Source organism: Microlunatus speluncae, assembly GCF_009299835.1.
GTDB lineage: Bacteria > Actinomycetota > Actinomycetes > Propionibacteriales > Propionibacteriaceae > Microlunatus > Microlunatus speluncae.
Genome location: NZ_VKCZ01000004.1, coordinates 93,417 through 109,732 on the forward strand (window position 1 = coordinate 93,417; position 16,316 = coordinate 109,732).

Annotated in this window: 18 protein-coding genes, 1 tRNA gene and 1 other RNA gene; 7 read left to right on the top strand and 13 right to left on the bottom strand. The window is 69.6% G+C overall.

Annotated features, from left to right (window positions below; genetic code table 11):
- Window positions 1–19 precede the first annotated feature (19 nt).
- Window positions 20–610, top strand: coding sequence for a TetR/AcrR family transcriptional regulator (locus FNH24_RS06705; RefSeq protein WP_152361386.1), 591 nt, complete (start codon window positions 20–22; stop codon window positions 608–610).
- Here the strand turns inward: FNH24_RS06705 and FNH24_RS06710 are convergent.
- The 8 genes from FNH24_RS06710 to FNH24_RS06745 form a co-directional block, all read right to left on the bottom strand.
- Entirely contained in the window at window positions 556–1,014 is a 459-nt protein-coding gene (locus tag FNH24_RS06710) for a nuclear transport factor 2 family protein (protein WP_161606027.1), read from the bottom strand. The two genes, FNH24_RS06705 and FNH24_RS06710, sit on opposite strands and share 55 nt — an antisense overlap.
- 177 nt (window positions 1,015–1,191) lie before the next feature.
- Window positions 1,192–1,782, bottom strand: a complete 591-nt coding sequence (locus FNH24_RS06715) for a dihydrofolate reductase family protein (protein WP_152361388.1) — start codon at window positions 1,780–1,782, stop codon at window positions 1,192–1,194.
- Window positions 1,783–1,908: 126 nt separating this feature from the next.
- Window positions 1,909–2,496 carry a dihydrofolate reductase family protein gene (locus FNH24_RS06720; RefSeq protein ID WP_152361389.1) on the bottom strand — a complete coding sequence of 196 codons (588 nt, stop codon included), beginning with the start codon at window positions 2,494–2,496 and terminating at the stop codon, window positions 1,909–1,911.
- Window positions 2,497–2,667: 171 nt separating this feature from the next.
- Window positions 2,668–2,743, bottom strand: a tRNA-Lys gene (locus tag FNH24_RS06725).
- A gap of 51 nt (window positions 2,744–2,794) precedes the next feature.
- Window positions 2,795–4,345 carry a phytoene desaturase family protein gene (locus FNH24_RS06730; protein ID WP_152361390.1) on the bottom strand — a complete coding sequence of 517 codons (1,551 nt, stop codon included), beginning with the start codon at window positions 4,343–4,345 and terminating at the stop codon, window positions 2,795–2,797.
- A gap of 3 nt (window positions 4,346–4,348) precedes the next feature.
- Window positions 4,349–5,059 carry a lysoplasmalogenase gene (locus FNH24_RS06735; RefSeq protein ID WP_152361391.1) on the bottom strand — a complete coding sequence of 237 codons (711 nt, stop codon included), beginning with the start codon at window positions 5,057–5,059 and terminating at the stop codon, window positions 4,349–4,351.
- Between the two features lie 2 nt (window positions 5,060–5,061).
- Complete coding sequence (locus tag FNH24_RS06740; RefSeq protein WP_152361392.1) at window positions 5,062–5,859, bottom strand: type 1 glutamine amidotransferase; 798 nt, start codon at window positions 5,857–5,859, stop codon at window positions 5,062–5,064.
- Window positions 5,856–7,130, bottom strand: a complete 1,275-nt coding sequence (locus tag FNH24_RS06745; protein WP_152361393.1) for a MurT ligase domain-containing protein — start codon at window positions 7,128–7,130, stop codon at window positions 5,856–5,858. The genes FNH24_RS06740 and FNH24_RS06745 overlap by 4 nt, the downstream gene beginning before the upstream one ends.
- A 369-nt stretch (window positions 7,131–7,499) precedes the next feature.
- On the opposite strand from FNH24_RS06745, the gene FNH24_RS06750 reads away from it, so the two are divergent.
- From FNH24_RS06750 to FNH24_RS06760, 3 genes are read left to right on the top strand one after another with little or no spacing between them, the layout of a single operon-like run.
- Window positions 7,500–8,033 (top strand): RNA polymerase sigma factor, encoded by a 534-nt coding sequence (locus tag FNH24_RS06750; protein WP_281351013.1) that lies wholly within the window; start codon window positions 7,500–7,502, stop codon window positions 8,031–8,033.
- Window positions 8,030–8,761, top strand: a complete 732-nt coding sequence (locus FNH24_RS06755) for a hypothetical protein (protein ID WP_152361395.1) — start codon at window positions 8,030–8,032, stop codon at window positions 8,759–8,761. Before FNH24_RS06750 ends, FNH24_RS06755 begins: the two co-directional genes overlap by 4 nt.
- Before the next feature lie 13 nt (window positions 8,762–8,774).
- A complete protein-coding gene (locus tag FNH24_RS06760) occupies window positions 8,775–9,416 on the top strand; it encodes a hypothetical protein (protein ID WP_152361396.1) in 642 nt (213 codons plus the stop codon).
- Window positions 9,417–9,478: 62 nt separating this feature from the next.
- Here FNH24_RS06760 and FNH24_RS06765 read toward each other — a convergent pair whose 3' ends face one another.
- Both FNH24_RS06765 and FNH24_RS06770 read right to left on the bottom strand, forming a co-directional pair.
- Entirely contained in the window at window positions 9,479–9,835 is a 357-nt protein-coding gene (locus tag FNH24_RS06765) for a hypothetical protein (protein ID WP_152361397.1), read from the bottom strand.
- Window positions 9,836–9,838: 3 nt separating this feature from the next.
- A complete protein-coding gene (locus FNH24_RS06770) occupies window positions 9,839–10,579 on the bottom strand; it encodes a GntR family transcriptional regulator (protein WP_161606029.1) in 741 nt (246 codons plus the stop codon).
- Window positions 10,580–10,756: 177 nt separating this feature from the next.
- On the opposite strand from FNH24_RS06770, the gene FNH24_RS06775 reads away from it, so the two are divergent.
- Window positions 10,757–10,969 carry a hypothetical protein gene (locus tag FNH24_RS06775; protein ID WP_152361399.1) on the top strand — a complete coding sequence of 71 codons (213 nt, stop codon included), beginning with the start codon at window positions 10,757–10,759 and terminating at the stop codon, window positions 10,967–10,969.
- A 17-nt stretch (window positions 10,970–10,986) separates the two neighbouring features.
- On the opposite strand, the gene rnpB is transcribed toward FNH24_RS06775, so the two are convergent.
- Together rnpB and map are read right to left on the bottom strand one after the other, a co-directional pair.
- Window positions 10,987–11,382, bottom strand: an RNA gene (gene rnpB / locus FNH24_RS06780) — RNase P RNA component class A.
- 38 nt (window positions 11,383–11,420) lie between these two features.
- Complete coding sequence (gene map / locus FNH24_RS06785) at window positions 11,421–12,263, bottom strand: type I methionyl aminopeptidase (protein WP_152361400.1); 843 nt, start codon at window positions 12,261–12,263, stop codon at window positions 11,421–11,423.
- A 119-nt stretch (window positions 12,264–12,382) separates the two neighbouring features.
- Here map and FNH24_RS06790 point away from each other — a divergent pair, with 119 nt between their 5' ends.
- Window positions 12,383–13,360, top strand: coding sequence for an ABC transporter substrate-binding protein (locus FNH24_RS06790; RefSeq protein WP_161606030.1), 978 nt, complete (start codon window positions 12,383–12,385; stop codon window positions 13,358–13,360).
- A 9-nt stretch (window positions 13,361–13,369) separates the two neighbouring features.
- Entirely contained in the window at window positions 13,370–13,555 is a 186-nt protein-coding gene (locus FNH24_RS06795) for an SPOR domain-containing protein (RefSeq protein ID WP_152361402.1), read from the top strand.
- A gap of 71 nt (window positions 13,556–13,626) precedes the next feature.
- Here FNH24_RS06795 and FNH24_RS06800 read toward each other — a convergent pair whose 3' ends face one another.
- A complete protein-coding gene (locus tag FNH24_RS06800; protein ID WP_152361403.1) occupies window positions 13,627–16,299 on the bottom strand; it encodes a PEP/pyruvate-binding domain-containing protein in 2,673 nt (890 codons plus the stop codon).
- Window positions 16,300–16,316 lie beyond the last annotated feature (17 nt).

Consider the following 16,316-nt stretch of genomic DNA (forward strand, 5'->3'; position numbering starts at 1 on the left):
CATCTGTAGAATAACACTCATGGCTCGAGGTAGACGTCCCGGTGGTCCGGACACCCGACAGGCAGTCCTGGAGGCGGCCCGACAGCGATTCGCCGAGGCGGGTTATGCCCGGGCGACGATCCGCTCCATCGCGACCCAGGCCGGCGTCGACCCGTCCTTGGTCGTGCACTACTTCGGCTCGAAGGAGCAGCTGTTTCGCGCCGTCGTCGATTGGCCGTTCGATCCGGCCGAGTTCCTCGACCGGCTGGCCGCGCCGGGCCGGGCCGGTCTCGGGCGCCGCCTGACCGAAGGCTTTCTCGGCCTGTGGGAGTCGGCCGAGACCGGCCCACGGCTACAGGCCGTTTTTCGCGGTGCCGTCACGCAGGAGGAGTTCGCCGGCCTGATCCGCGAGTTCCTGCTCGAGCTCGTGGCCGCCCGGCTCGCCCCGATGATCGGCGGCGACCGGCCCGAGTTGCGGGTCGAGCTGGCCCTGGGGACCCTGCTCGGCACCGCTGTCGTACGGCATCTGCTGCGGGTTGAACCTCTGGCCGGCGCTGCCCTGGAGGAGCTTGTCGATCAGCTGGCTCCGGTTGTCGAACGGCTGCTGTCCGGCGACTCGACCGTGGTGTAGACCGAGCTCCGTTCGCGGAGGCGTCCTTGCTCGTCCACCTCGATCAGGACGAGCCCGTCGGTCTGGCCCCGGCCGGTGAGCGGCCCGGGGATCCAGCGGATCCGAGCTGCGACCGTGGTGCCCTGGCTGACCGCCGCCAGGATCTCGACGCGGAGCTGAGGATCCTCCTGCACCATGGCAGTGACGTAGGCGCGCGTCGCGGCCGTGCCCGGTGCCGTCCCGGCCGGCGAATCATGATCAACATAACCGGGTGACAGTTGATCACAGGCGCCCGGATCCCGGCCGTCGAAGAGTCGCCGGAAGTAGCCTCGCACGGCCTCGACCGGATCGATCGGCTCGGTCGGCCGGTAGGTGTTGATGAGATTCCCGTCGGGATCCGCGAACCAGGCCGAGGTCCGGCCCACGGCTGAGTCGTGTCGGGCTTCCGAGAAGATCGACAACACCGCCCGCCTGTGATCAAGCAGCCGGGTCGTCACCCAACCATCGCCGACGGGTCCGACAGCAGACTGACCGGAATCCAGCACTCGTTGCCGAAGTCGGGTCGATTCGGCCCGTTTCAGGGAACGAGTGCTGGATCCCGGTCACTTGCGGACCGGGTAGCGGAGGTGCAGGGCGCGCCGGCCCTGGACCACCATCGGGTCCTCGAGCAGCAGGTGTCCCTCGGACTGCAGCTTCGAGAAGTAGGGAATACCCTCGCCGAACAGCACCGGCACCAGGCTGACGCACACCTCGTCGACCAGGCCGAGATCCAAGGCCTGCTGGGCGACGTTGGCGCTGGCGATCGTGACGTCCTTGTCGCCGGCCAGCTCCTGGGCCCGGCTGATCGCCGTCTCGACATCTCCGACGAACGTGGTGTTCGGCCACTTCTCCGCGGCATCGTCGGGCGGTGTGTGGGTGACCACGACGACCTTCCCACCAGCCGGGTGCTTGTCGCCCCACCCGTCGGCGATGTCGAACAGGGTGCGTCCGGCGACCAGGGCACCGTTGTTCTCGGTCAGATCGCGCAGTATGTCTGCGCTCGAGTCGTCGACGTTGAACTTCACCTCGTCGTTCGGGTTCGGCACATTGACCTCCCCGGCCTCGTACCACTCGAAGAGTTCGCCGACCTGGTTGTCCGGCTGCGCGATGAATCCGTCCAGCGACATCGTCATGTGAGTCAGAACCTTGCCCATGGCGGGCCTCCTCTGGTGTCTGCGGGCCGGCCGTCTGCCGCGCCCTTACCCTTCGTACGGAGCCGACCCGGAGGATTCGACACCAGATCGACGCTGATCCGGATCTTAGGCTTCCGGGCTGCCCGCTCAGCTGCGAACGCGGTAGCGGATGTGGGTGGCTTCCGGTGTGTCGATCACCCGAACGATCTCCAGCTCGACGCGCGCCGGCAACACGTCGAACAGTCGCCGGCCGCCACCGAACAGCACCGGGATCAGGCTCGTCTGCACCTCGTCCAGGACACCGGCCTCGAGCGCGCGCTGCGCCGTGTAGGCGCCGAGGACGTGGACATTACGGTCCCCGGCCGCAGCCTTCGCCTGGGCCATCGCGCTGGCGATCCCGTCACTCACGTACGTCACCAACGGATAGTTCTCGACGCTGGGGCCGGGCGGCCGATGGCTGGGAACGAAGATGGGCACACCCCACCCGTGATGATCCCCGCCCCAGTGATCGACCTGCTCCGCGGTCCGCCGCCCGACCAGGACCGCGCCGGCCGTGCCCAGGTCGTCGCTCAACTCCCCGGCCGGTCCGGACGGTCGGAAGAGCTCCCCGGCCGGGGTGACCATCCACTCGTGCAAGCGGGCAAAGCCATCGCCGCCGGGGTTGTCCGGCCCGTCGTTCGGACCGGCGATGTAGCCGTCGAGCGACATCGCCATGTAGAGCACTGATGAAGCCATCTTCTTCTCCTCGCCTCGGAGCGGTCGCCCGCCCCGCACGGCCCTGCGCCGTGCGTTTGACTCCCGTACGGAGCGGACAAACGAATCTCGACACAACTACGGCAGGATTCCAGAGCCACTTCGGTGCGGAACGACAACTGGCCAGGCCCGAATGGGGCCTGGCCAGGTGGTTGGTGCGCCATCAGGGACTCGAACCCCGAACCCGCTGATTAAGAGTCAGCTGCTCTGCCAATTGAGCTAATGGCGCGCGAGAGGAGACTCTAGCAAAGGTCGAGGCGGAGGGAGAAATCGGTAACGGTCAGGCGTCGGCGAGGGTCTCCAGGGCGGCTTGGGCGGCGTTGTGGCCGCCGAGGCCGCTGACTGCGCCACCGCGTACGGCACCGGAGCCGCAGAGCAGGATTCGGGGGTCGTCGGTGGCCACGCCCCAGCGCTCGGCCGGGGTTCGGGCCGGGGTGGTGGCGGTGCGCCAGGGCCAGGACAGGTCGCCGTGGAAGATGTGGCCGCCGGGCATGGCGAGCTCCGCTTCGACGTCCAGCGGGCTCATCACCTCGATGCACGGGCGGCCGTTGGCGTCGGTGGCGAGGCAGTCGGCGAGCGGCTCGGCCAGTGCGTCCTGGAGGCTGCGCAGGGCGGCGTCGCGGGCCTGGTCGCGGAGCCGGGCGGGGTCGGCGCGGAACAACCGGGCGGGGGTGTGCAGGCCGAAGAGGGTGAGGGTGTGCCAGCCGGCGGCGGCGAGGTCGGGGGCCAGGATCGACGGGTCGGTCAGGGTGTGGCAATAGACCTCGCAGGGCAGCGGGTCGGGGATCCGGCCGGCGGCGGCCGCCTCGGCGGCACGGGCCAGCTCCGGGTAGGACTGGTGCAGGTGCAGGGTGCCGGCGAAGCCGCGTTCCGGGGCCAGGCCGGAGCGCAGCCGGGGCAGTCGGCGGAGCACCATGTTGATCTTGAGTTGGGTGCCCTCCGGTGCGTCGTCGGGGGTACGACCACGCAGCCGATCGAGGACGGGTGGAGCGCAATTGGCCAGGACCAGGCCGGCGCGGAGCCGGTTGCCGTCGGCCAGCTCGACCTCACGCATCCCGTCGTCGCCGCGGACGGCCGTGACCCGGGCTCCGAGCCGGAGCTCGGCGCCGGCGGAGCGGGCGGCCTGTTCGATCGCCGCCGCGACAGTGCCCATGCCGCCGACCGGGACCCGCCACTCACCGGTGCCGTTGCCGATCACGTGATACAGGAAGCACCGGTTCTGCAGCAGTCGCGGATCGTCGAGCCGGGTGTCGATGCCGATCAGGGCGTCGGTGGCCACGATCCCGCGGATGACCTCGTCGGCGAAACGATCTTCGAGCAGCTCGCCCAGCGGACGGTGCACCAGGCTCTGCCACAGCGCCGGATCGATCCGCCGCCGAAGGTCGGCTTCGGCGGGCAGCGGCTCGGTCAAGGTCGGTGCGATGATCGCCGCCACCTCGGCGAGTTGATCATGGAACGCGGACCAGGCCCGATAGTCGCCCGCGCCGGCCAGTCGCCCGAACGAGGCCGCCGTCTCGGCGCCTTCCGGCCGCTCGACCAGGATGCCGTCGTCGCCGACCGGCGTGTACGAGGCCACCGGCCGTGACCGTAGCTCGATCCGGAGGTCAAGATCACGCATGATCCGTTCCGGCAGCAACGAGACCAGGTAGGAGAAGCGGGAGAGGGTCGCGTCGATCCCGGGGAAGACCGGCTCGCTGGCCACCGCGCCGCCGAAGCGGTCGCGTGCCTCGCAGATGATCACTCGCAGTCCGGCCCGGCCCAGGTAGGCAGCGGCGACGCCGGCGTTGTGCCCGCCGCCGACGATCACCACGTCCGCGTCCGCGGCAGCCATGGCTCAGCCGGTCCGCTGCACCGCGAGCGCGTTCACCGCGAGGACGGCGATCGCCAGCACGGCTTGCGCCGAGAGGTAGGTGAGCATCACCGCGGCGCCCTGCCCGGGGAACGCGAGGCTCGGCACGAACAGCATCAGGGCCAGGATCGTGTCGGAGGCGAAGAACAACAGGCCGCCGATCGTGCCCAGTCGCCCCAGCCCGGTCGCCAGCACCGCCATCGTGCCGACCAGCAGGGCATAGATGATCACCGGCAGCTGCAACGAGGTCGCGTACGGTAGCAGGAAGACGATCATGGCGACCGTCGCGATCGCGTACAGGACCAGGAACTGCGGGCGCCGCAGCACGCTCTCGCGCCAGTACGGCAGGAAGGCCAGCAGATAACAGACCTGGGCCACCGCGAAGAAGGCGATCTTGATCAGCGTCTCCTGGCCGAACGCGTCGCCGAGCCAGGAGAACACGATGGCCGCCAGCAGCCAGCGCACCAGCGCCGTCTTCGGCCGGACCCGGGACAGCACGTAGCCGAAGAGCATCGGCATCGGCAGGAAGATCAAGACCCGGGCCAGGTCCTTGGCATTGAACAGCTCGGCCAGCACATCCGCGGTCCCGGTGATCAGGAACGCGGCGAACCAGAGCTTGCTCGCCAGATTGGGCAGGATCGAGCTGGACAGGGGCGTGCCCGGACCGGCTCCCGCAACGCCGTTCGGTCGTCTCATGATCAGTCGGCCATCCTCATGGCGGTCAGAATACGCCGCCGACGGAGCTCATCGACCTCGGTTCGGACCAGTGTCCGCACCGGTCGGCCGAGAGCCAGGCTCAGCAGGTGGTCGGCCAGGCCCGGATTTCGGGCCAGGACCGGGCCGTGCAGGTTGGTCCCCATCGTCGTCCGGGTGACCGCGCCCTCGGTGCCGTCGCCGCAGTTGCCGTAGCCGACGCTGATCATGGCCAGCGGATCAGCGTCGGGGCCCAGATGGATGATGCCGGCATGGTCCTCGTAGCCGGTGATCACCCGCGGATCCGAGGTGGCCTGGTCGGCGTCGATCGGGTCGTCGGTCGCCGCCGGCAAGGTCTTGCCGCGGCCGTCGGGCAGCTCGCGGAGTCGCCCCACGACCTCACCCCTGGCCTCGTCGGTGCTCGGCACGGTCTCGACGTCGAGCAGCCCGAGTCCGTCGACCCTCGTCCCGTCCGGCGCGGCGAAGGACCGCCCCAACACCTGGTAGCCGCCGCCGGTGGCGAAGACGATCGCACCGGCAGCGGCCACCTGCGCGAGTGTGCCGTCGGCGGCCAGCAGATGGGCCGCCGCGACCTGGGCCGGGCCCTCGGCGCCGCCGATCAGATACAGCCGGCCGTCGTCGGGGATCGGTTGATCATGCTCGACGGTGCGCAGCCGGGGCCGGTGACCCCGCCAGGCCAGCCGTCGGACGAGGGTCTCGGCGTTGCCGCGGTCGCCCGGGGCCCGGAGCAGGCCGGGATAGACGGCGATGATCTCGACCTGATCGCCGTGCGGTTGGATCATGATCGTCCGCTCAATCGGAGCAGGGTCCGGAACGCCCCCGGCAGCGCCAGCACGTCGACGCCACCACGGTGGCCGGCGAGAGCGCCGGACAGGTCGGGGACATCACGGCAATCGATCCCGGCGAGCGCCAGCCGGGCGGTGACATCGGGGGCCCGCGGGCCGGTCGCGATCACCGCTCGGCCGGCCAGGGCTCCGGGGTCACAGTCCCAGCTCCAGGACAGGTCGGTGTCGTCGGTCGCGATGATCACGGTCGGCTGGTCGATCACCGTCAGCGCGTCGATCCACTCGGCCGGATGCCGGGCCGCGATCAGCCGTGCCTTGGTCTCGCCGATGGTCACGGTCCCGAACCGGCCCAGCGCATCCCGGGTCTTGCGCATCCCGACGAACACGGTCCCGGCATGGATGCCCAGCGTTTCGGCGGCAGCCAGGGCGAAGCAGGCCTGGTCGAGGCTCAGCCGTCCCGGCAGCGGCAGACGCGGATCCCAGAACTGCCCGTCGGCGTCGCTGATCTTGCCGTCCTGCACCCGATAGTCGGGCTCGGGTTGCCGGTAGTCGTGCCGCGGGCAGCGCCAACCGGTCTCGGCGTCGTCGACTCCGGTGAGGATCGAGCCGCAGCCCGGACAGAGGAGTTGATCATGGTAACCGCGGTCGCCGCGGACCCAGCTGATCCGGCGGGCGGATCCGGCGGCGAGCACGGTCATCGGATCGACGGCGTTGGCGATCACTGGCGCGTCGATCCCGCCGATCGCGCGGTGCAGCGCCCGAGCGTGGGCATAGCGGGGATTTGGGGCGGCGCCGGAACTGTCGAACAGCACGATCGCCCGCGGCAGGTCACCGGTCGCCAGCAGGTCGACCGCATCGCCGGGCCGGGCCGCGACGACGACCAGTTCGGGGACCGTACGGTCGGCGAGCAGCGACAGCACGCCGTCGGTCCCGTCCTCGGCCCGGGTCTGCGCCAACCGCGTCTCGTGGGTGCCGTGCGAGGCCCGTACCGCCGACACCAGCAGGCTGGACAGCACCGTGGTGCCGTACTCGCCGACCACCAGCACCCACGGCTGCCGCCGGACGACTCGGGACAGGGCACCGGGATCGACGCGACGGATGACCCGGCCGCGGACCGTCGGCCCGTCGGACCGGGTGAATCGGGTGGCCGCGGCGGCCAATCGGCCGGCCAGCGTGGCGACCCCGAAACGGGCAAACGAGGACGCAGCGGCCGAGGGCATCCCCCGATGCGCTGCCTTGGTCCGATTCGAGTCCGGCTCCCCGGGCATGGGCCCATTGTGGCCGATTCGCGATCCAGCGGGACCGGAAATGCCCAGAACGTCAGGGAGCAGCGCCGTTGACCGGCCCTTGACCAGGGATGATGTCGCAAAGGAACAAACCGCCCCACCCTCGGGGGAGAGTGGGGCGGCGATACCGGTCCATCGGGGGATGAATCGGTCTCTATGGGTACCCGCTGTCACCGTACCGTCGTCGAGGAGCGGGCGGAAAGGGCCTCGCCGGTCAAGTCTCCCTGTTTCGCCCGCCCGGAAGCCGCATCAGATTGTCAACAAATCGGCACCGGACCGGTCTGTCGGTAACAACCGCGGCCAGGCCGGACAATACGCGGACAGAGACATCACCACCTGGAGGGTCCGCCGTTGTGCTCGTCCCCAGACGTTGGCCCGGCGCCGGTTCGGCGCCCGGGCACGGCTGAACGACGGCTCGAAGCGGCCTTCCGTGATCATGGAGACGCCGTGTACGCCTACGTCCGCTACCGGATCGGCAACGCAGCCGCCGAGGAGATCGTCGCGGACACCTACGTCGCCGCTTGGCGCCGGCTGGACCGGCTGACCGACCCGCTGCTGTCCTGGCTGCTCGGCACCGCGCGCAAGCTGGTCGGCAACGAGTTGCGCCGGCAGCGACGGTCGGGGGAGCTGCGTCGCCGGCTGGCCGCGGAACGGAAGCCGCCGCTCGGCGAACCGCCGGTCGATGATCAACTTCGGATCGCGATCGACTCGTTGCGGCCCCATGATCAAGACGTGTTGATCATGACCTATTGGTACGACCTCGAGCCCGGTCAGGCAGCGGCGGCCCTGGGCTGCTCACCGGTTGCCTACCGGGTGCGGCTGCACCGGGCCCGGGAACGGCTCCGGGCCGTCCTGGAACGACGCGACCGGCAGGGGGAGCGATGAGCGACGACGGCGGACCCGCGGTGCGATCGCTGCGCCCCGCGGACGGTTGGGCGGCCGGCCACGGCGGACGCCGCACCTGGGCCGGGATCGAGTCCCGGATCGCGGCAGCCGCGCCGGAGGTGCGGCCTCCGTTGATCACCCGAAGGCGGGCGCTGATCGGCGGTGCCGTCGTGGCCGGCGGCGGCGTGGCCGCGGCCGTGCTGCCGGTGCTGACCCTGCAGAATCGGCCGGACTCGCCCGACCTGTTCGCCCGGTTGCCGGCCGACCCGGCCCTGGCCCGGCTGCGCTACCGGACGCTGACCGAGCTGACCCGGGCGTCCAAGACGATCGTCCGGGCCCGGGTGAGGTCCGCCGAGCGGCTGGGTTCGCTCTCCGATCAGGACGGGGGTCAGGCCGACCTGATCGGGTTGAGGCTCGACCCGACCAAGATCATCGGAGCCGCACCGCAGGATCCGTGGGTGGTGCAGTTCCGGGCTCCGGCCGACACCGATCCGTTGCCGGTGCCCACGGCCGACGGCGTCTGGTTCCTCGGCTTCCCGACGTCCATGGCCGATGCCGATCCGGGCGCCATCGTCGGGGAGTGGCTCACCAATGATCAAGGCCTGTTCCTGGCCGAGGCCGGTCGGCTCCGCAACCCGATCGGACCGACCGGTGATCCCTTGATCACCGAGCTGTCCGCGCTGCCCACCCTGGACGAACTGATCGATCGGGTCGAACAAGCCCGCTGAACGGAGACCGAAGATGATCATCCGCCACCTGACCGTGACGGTCGGCGCTGCTGTCCTGCTGCTGCTCGCCGGCTGCGGCGGGACACCGGCGACATCGCTCGCCACCCCGGCCCCGCCGCGACCACCGGTGGACTCGGCTCAGCCCTTCGTGGAGTTGTTGATCAGGGACGGTGGGATCGTCGACTATCAGCCGGACGCCGATCCGGCCGAGGCGCTGGACGGTGCCGCCCACGTCTTCGCCGGGACGGTCGTCGGCCTGGCCGGATTCACCGAACCCGTGTCCGACGGCGGCCGGTCCGCGGAGCGGTATGTCGTGCTGGAGGTCCAGGTGCTCGAGGTGATCAAGGGTGATCCCGGCGATCCGGCGTACATCGGGATCCCGGCCAGCTCGGCGATCAACCAGACCACGGTGCGAGCGACGATCCCGTACGGCGCCAAGATCGCCGTCCGGACCATGGCCGACACCGCGGATTCCGACCCGGGAGCGGCGCCGGCCACGCAGACGATCCTGCCCGTCCTGATCGAGGGGCTGTTCCTCCAAGGCACCAAGGACAAGGCGATCGTCGGCGGACATATGGGCGAAGCCTCGTGCCCGCAGTGGCTGAAGACCTGCACCGTCGACGCCTACGCGGACGCGATGATGGCGGCGCGCTGAGGTCCTGGACAGGGAAAGAGCCCCGGACCCAGGCGGGTCCGGGGCTCACTGTTGATCTTGGATCAGGGCTCGCAGACGCCTGACGGGGTGTCCTGGTAGGACTCGTCGACCATGTGCCAGGCGACCTTGTTCTTGACGATCCGCTGCGGCAGCTGGTCCGACGGCACGTACGCCGGCAGGTCCCTCACCGCACCCTGGATTGCCCAGGACGCGGCGTCACCGCCCTCGGGGCGCCGCAGCCACTCGTAGTGGATGTGGTCCAGCTGGGCGATCCGGTACTCGTAGCCCGCCTCCAGCGTCGCCGGCTCGGCTTCGGGCTGGCGGGTTCCGGCGTTCGGAACGTTCATCGCCCGGACGATCAGGTCGGTTGCGACCCACTCGTCGCCGCGCTTCTCGGTCGGGAAGATTGGTGCATCCATCTCTCAGTTACCTCCATCGAAGGGGTAGTGCTCAACGATCATGTTGCGGTCCGCCGGCAGCAATTCCGTCGTGTCTCGGACCGCTTGATCCCCCGAGTAGGCAGTGTCAGTGCAGATGATCATGGCCGCTCCTGCGCCCATGGCCAGCATGTTTTGCTCCTCCCGCGTGGCGAATCGGGCCGAGACCTCGAACCGCCACCTCTCTTCCTTCAGCCCCGCAGTCTCGAGCGCCACCATGGTGCCGGTCGGGATGTCCCGCGGGCTGTCGAGTTTGGCCTTCTGGGCGACGTCCAGCGGGTAGCAGGACTCCTCCACAGACCACGGCGTCCCATCGATCCGCCGCAGTAGCCGGCGCACCACGATCAGAGCCTCTGGCTCGATCTCCAGCCGGGCCGCCACTGATGCTGGGGCCGGCACGATGCGCATGTCGAAGTCGCTGGACGGTTCGCCGATCAGCTTGGCCCGCTCGGACCACTCCTGGAAGAACGGCGTCACGTGCACCGGGTGGGGCAGGACGGCGAGCTTCCGGACGAAGATGCCTTCGCGACCGCGGGAGACCAGGATGCCCTCGGCGACCAGCTCGCCGACGGCGCTGCGGATCGTCTCCCGTGAGACGGAGTAGATCCTTTCGAGCTCGGTGTGGCTCGGCAGCTGGGCATCGCGGGTCAACTCGGTGCCGCCCACAGGACGGCCGTTCATGATGGCCGACCGCAGGTCGTCAGCGATCTCGCGATACCTCGACACGTTCGTCATGGTAGCCCAGCGGGGATGTGCTGGTTGTCCCGGTTCGTGCTACTCATGCTTGACGTACTAGTACGTGATGGCGCAAGGTGGATCTCGGCAGGTCGGGGCGCCGTCGGTTCCCTAGACCTCGACGCCTTGGCCTCGCCTCCAGCACTAGCGGATGGAGGCAGGACCCCCATGACGGTCATAGACCAGGACGAAGATCGACGGGTGCTCGTGTGGTTCGAGGAGCACCTGCTCAGGGCCTATCGGGCCGAGCCGTCCGCGGCGATGGAGTACGCCAAGGCGGTCGGTCGGCACTTTCCCGGGCTGATCGTGACGGTCGACAAGGAAGCGGTCGACGGCCTGGTGCAGTTGCCGTGCGAGCAACTGTGGACGCTGACGCCGTGATCAACGTGTGGAGCTAAGGGACGAGCCGGTCGATAAGCCGGATTCTGTTCGTACTGCGAACAGCACGCGACGATCATCCATCTGCGACCGCTGTTGCCAGCGGCCTGGTGCGACCTACCCGGAGACTCGGGCGAGCAGCCCTCGGGCGTCTCCGCAGATGTGCCGAGGCACATCCTCTTGATCTTGCTCCAGGTGGGGTTTACCGAGCCACCCCAGTCACCTGGGGTGCTGGTGGTCTCTTACACCACCGTTTCACCCTTACCTCCGCCCGGCGGACCGGGCGAGGGCGGTTTGTTCTCTGTGGCACTTTCCCGCGGGTTGCCCCGGGTGGGCGTTACCCACCACCCTGCTCTGTGGAGTCCGGACTTTCCTCGGCAGCACCGAGGTGCTGCCGCGATCGTCTGACCGGCTCGTCCACCGGACATGGTAGACCCGGCCGGCGGTTCGGGCCTCACGGCAGGGTCAGGATCTCCGCTCCCGTGGTGGTGACGGCAAGGGTGTGCTCGAACTGGGCGCAGCGACTGCCGTCGACCGTGACCGCGGTCCAGTCGTCGTCCCACAGGTCGGTTTCGCCGCTGCCCAGGGTGAGCATCGGCTCGATGGTGAACGTCATCCCCGGCTCGATCACGGTGTCGTAGTAGGGGTCGTCGTAGTGCGGGATGGTCAGGCCGGAATGGAACACCGTGTGCACCCCGTGGCCGTTGTAGTCGCTGACAACGCCGTAGCCGAACCGCTTCGCGTAGCTGGAGATCACGTGGCCGATCACGTTGATCCGGCGGCCCGGCTTCACCGCGGCGACGCCACGCCGTAGCGCCTCGGCAGTGCGTTCACTGAGCAGCCGGGACTCCTCGTCCAGCGTGCCGGCGCCGAAGGTGCCGCAGTTGTCGCCGTGCACGCCGCCGATGAAGGCGGTGATGTCGATCTTGACCAGATCGCCGTCCTCGAGCGGCCGGGCGTCCGGGATGCCGTGGCAGATCACCTCGTTGACCGACGTGCACAGCGACTTCGGGAAGCCGCGATAGCCGAGCGTGGAGGGATAGGCGCCATGATCGAGCAGGAACTCGTGCCCGATCGCGTCCAGATCATCGGTGCTGACGCCAGGCTGTACGGCCGCGCCGACGGCCTGCAGGGCCTGGGCGGCGATCCGGCCGGCGATCCGCATCCGCTCGATCGTCTCTTCGGTCTGCACGTGCCCGCCGTGGTGCGAGCTCGGCTCCCGCCGTCCGACGTACTCCGGGCGCGGGATGCGGGCCGGGACCGGGCGCGGCGGGGAGATGGTGGCGGGCTTGATCATGGCACCTCGGCTGGGGCTGGATTTCGGGCACCGTCAATCTATGTCGCTCCGTGGACCGGCCGCCAATGACGTACGGAATCTAGGTTAGCCTCTCCTTACTCAGGGAGAGGATGAACAACGTGTCCGAGGTGCTGACCGGCCGACGCCGGCAAGGGATTCCGATCATGATCGCGCTGGCCGTGATCACGCTGTTGATCACCGCCTGCGGGCCGGGTGCCGGGGCGGAGCCGACCGCCGCCGACCGGCCGGAGCTCACCATCGAGCACACCTTCGGCAGCACGGTGCTGCCGGTGAAACCGGAGCGAGTGATCACCTTCAGCGCCCCGTGGACGGATGCGCTGATCGCCCTGGACGTCCCGATCACGGCCGAGTTCGTCACCCGCAACTACTCCGGGGACAACGGACGGTTCCCGTGGACGCCGGAACACCGGTCCGAGGTCGTGGTGGGCGACGACATCGACTACGAGAAGCTGGCCGCCCTGCAACCCGAGCTGATCCTGGCCGGTTACCAGACCAAGGAGACCTACGACCGGCTGGCGGCGATCGCGCCGACCATCCCGGTGATCGACTCCACGGCTGTGCTCGACACCTGGCAGCAGGTCACCGAGACGGCCGGGATGATCTTCGATCGCCAGGCCGAGGCGGCCGCTCTGATCACCGGCGTGACGCAGCAGATCGACGCGTTCCGGGCCGATTTCCCGGCGGCCGCGGGCAAGACCTTCAGCTACGGCCAGTTCACCGGTGATCAGTTCGGCCTGGTCGCCGCCGCCACGGATCCGGCCGCCCGGACGCTGGGCGAGCTCGGCCTGACGCTCGATCCCCGGTCGACCAAGGAGGGCAAGGGTTCGGCCCGGGTCCTGGTCTCCCTGGAAAAGGTCGAGGTGCTGGCCGCCGACCTGGTGATCATGTGGCCACTGACCGGGGGCGAGGAGGTGCTCAAGGATGTCGTCGGCTGGTCCGATCTGGCCGCGGTCCGCCGGGGCTCGTACGTGATCGTCGACGACACCACCGCGTCCGCCCTGGCCAGCCCGAGCATCTATTCGGTGCCGTGGGCCCTGGAGCATCAGTTGCGACCGGCTTTCGGCAAGCTGCGGTAACTTCGGGTCATGAGTGATCAGGACGAGCTGTGGTGGTACGACCTGAAGACCAAGTCGGCGGTGCAGGCACCCAGGGTAGGCAGCAAGGCGGCCGACCGCCTCGGGCCGTACGCGACCCGCGAGGAAGCCGAACACGCGATGGAGCGGGTCGCCGAACGCAACGAGAAGTGGGACCAGGAAGACGAAGAAGACTGAACAACCCCGACTTGTCAGACTTAGAACACGCTATAGCGTGCCCTGAGTCTGACAACTCGGGGTTGGGGTGATCAGTGGCCGAGGTGGCGGCGGCGGTGGTGGCGCCAGATGAGGGCGACGACGCCTACGGCGGCCGCGATGCCGACGATCACGGGCGCGCGGGACTTGCGGTGATCATCGGACGGTTCGAGGGCCGCGCCGGGCTGCTCGACCAAGATCACCTTGCCGCCGTCGCCGTCGACGGTGATCTGCTCGCCGCTGTGGATCCGCCGGGTCGCCGAGCCGGTGCCGAGGACGGCGGGGATCCCGTATTCGCGGGCCACGATCGAGCTGTGACTCAGCGGCCCGCCGATGTCGGTCACCACGGCTGATGCCTTGGCAAACAAGGAGGTCCAGGCCGGGGTCGTGATGCTGGCGACCAGGACGTCGCCGGGCTGCAGGTCGCCGAAGTCCGCCGGTCCGCCGAGCACCCGGGCGGGAGCCGTGACCGATCCGGCACTCGCGCCGATGCCGCGCAGCACCGGTCCGGACTCGTTGCCCGAGACCGCCGGCATCCACCGCGCGAAGAACTTGGCCCAGCCGTTGTCCGGCAGCATCTGCGGCGGCGTGGCCAGCCGTTGGCCGCGCCAGACGGCCTTCCGCCGGGCCACGTCGTCGGTACGCGAGCCGAGGGTCTCGCCGGACAGCCAGTCCTTCAGCTCCCGGTCCCGCAGCCAGAAGACCTGATCCGCCTCGTCGATCACTCCGTCGGCCGCCAACCGGCGACCGAGCTCGCCGAGCAACTGGCGCAGCCGCGGCCAGGCCAGGCCGACGTCGGCCAGGGCGTCCTCGCGGATCGGGGCGAACCGCTGGGCCGCCGCCACCAGTCGCTGGAACACCGAGCGGCGCGCCGGGTCGAGCCGATCCTCGATCTCCCGGACCAGGCGGTCCCGCCGCTCGGCCGCGGCGGCCTGCCGCCGATGCGGGTCCGCGCCCTGCCCGGACAGGAAGAACCGCAGCGAGTCGAGCACCGGGTCGGGGTCGTCGGCCGGCACCGGCTGGGCGAAGTCGAGGTTGTACGTGGTGTGCCCGAACCGGGCCAGATGATCATGGAAGCGGCGCCGGAACTCGGCGGCGTCGGCCGGCTCGCCGTCGGCCTGGTCGTTCAGCAGCCAGTCCTTGAGCTCGGGCCGGTCGGCGGCCCAGGCGGACAGGTCGTACAGGGACTTCTCGCTCCTGATCGGCATCGAGTCGTAGCCCAGCAGCAGGGTCGACGCGGCCGGGTCGCCGGGCCGCCGCACCGCGCTGTCGTAGAACCGGGTCAGCACCGTCTCGCTGCTGGCCGCCGGCGGGATGATCGTCTGCACCACCGTGTAGTAGGAGGCGCCGGCCTCGAGCAGCACCCCGACGCCGTCGTACAGGTCGGCCGCGGACATCCGGTCCAGATCCCTCGCGGTCCAGTCCGCGACGATCCGGCGATACGCCGGGTGGGCTTCGTCGCGCCACCGTTCCACGAACCCGGACCGTCCGCTGAGTGCCTTCAGCGCGGTCGGCACCGCGGTGAGGACGCGCCGGAAGGCCGCGATCCGGTACTGGTAGAAGGCGTAGCCGTTGATCATCGGGAACCGGATGTCGCCGGGCTGCAACGAATCCTCGCCGAGCAGCTCGGTGAACATCGCGGACAGCGACCGGGACACCGCGCCGTCGATCAGGTCGCCGAACAGCGGCGTCAGCGGGTCCGGCAGCTGCTCCACGATGCTGGCCCGGAAATACCAGGACCGCTCCTCCGGCACGTCCCAGCGGAACGGCACGTCACCGGTCTCCTCGGGCAGGGCGGTGATCGGCCGGGCCTGAACGATGAAGAACCGGCCGTCCCGGCGGGCCCACTCAATGTCCTGCGGTGCGCCGTAGTGATCACGGATCCGACCGCCCAGCGCGGCCAGCTCGGCCGCCGCGGCATCGTCGAGTACGGCGAGCCGGCGCCGATCCTCGGGCACCGGCAGTTCAGCGGTGCCGTGCTCGACATAGGTGGTCTGCAGCTCTTTGTCGGCGGTGTGCCGGTCGATCACCGCGCCCGAAGCGTCGACGACCAGATCGTCGGTGTTCACCGCGCCGCTGACGATCGCCTCGCCCAGGCCCCAGGCGGCTGCGATCACGGTCTGATCCCGCCGCCCGTTGGCCGGATTGGCGGTGAACATCACGCCGGAGGCCTCGGACTCGATCATCTCCTGCACCACGACGGCCAGGCTGACGTCGGCGGGATCGATGCCCTGCCGGGCCCGGTAGGCGATCGCCCGCGCCGTCCACAGCGACGCCCAGCAGCGCCGGACCGCGTCCAGCAGGGCGTCGTCACCGCGGATGTTGAGGTAGGTGTCCTGCTGGCCGGCGAAACTCGCCTCCGCCAGGTCCTCGGCGGTGGCCGAGGACCGGACCGCGACCCGGACCCCGTCGCCGAGCCCGTGGTAGCCGGCGATGATCGCCTCGTTCAGGTCGACCGGGATCGGCGCCTCGGCGAACAGGGTGGCGATCTTGTCCGCCGCGGCCTGCAGGATCGCCGGGTCATCGGACTGGCGCCGGGCCGCGTCGATGATCGCCGCCTCGATGATGTTGTGCCGGACGTACGTCCGGTAGGCCTCGGTGATCAGCACGAAGCCCGGGGGCACGGGAAAGCCGGCACTGGTCAGCTCACCGAGATTGGCGCCCTTGCCTCCGGCCGTCTCGAGATCCGACTTGCCGATGTCCGCGAACTGCCGCACCAGATCCACCCACGGCACGTTACTCC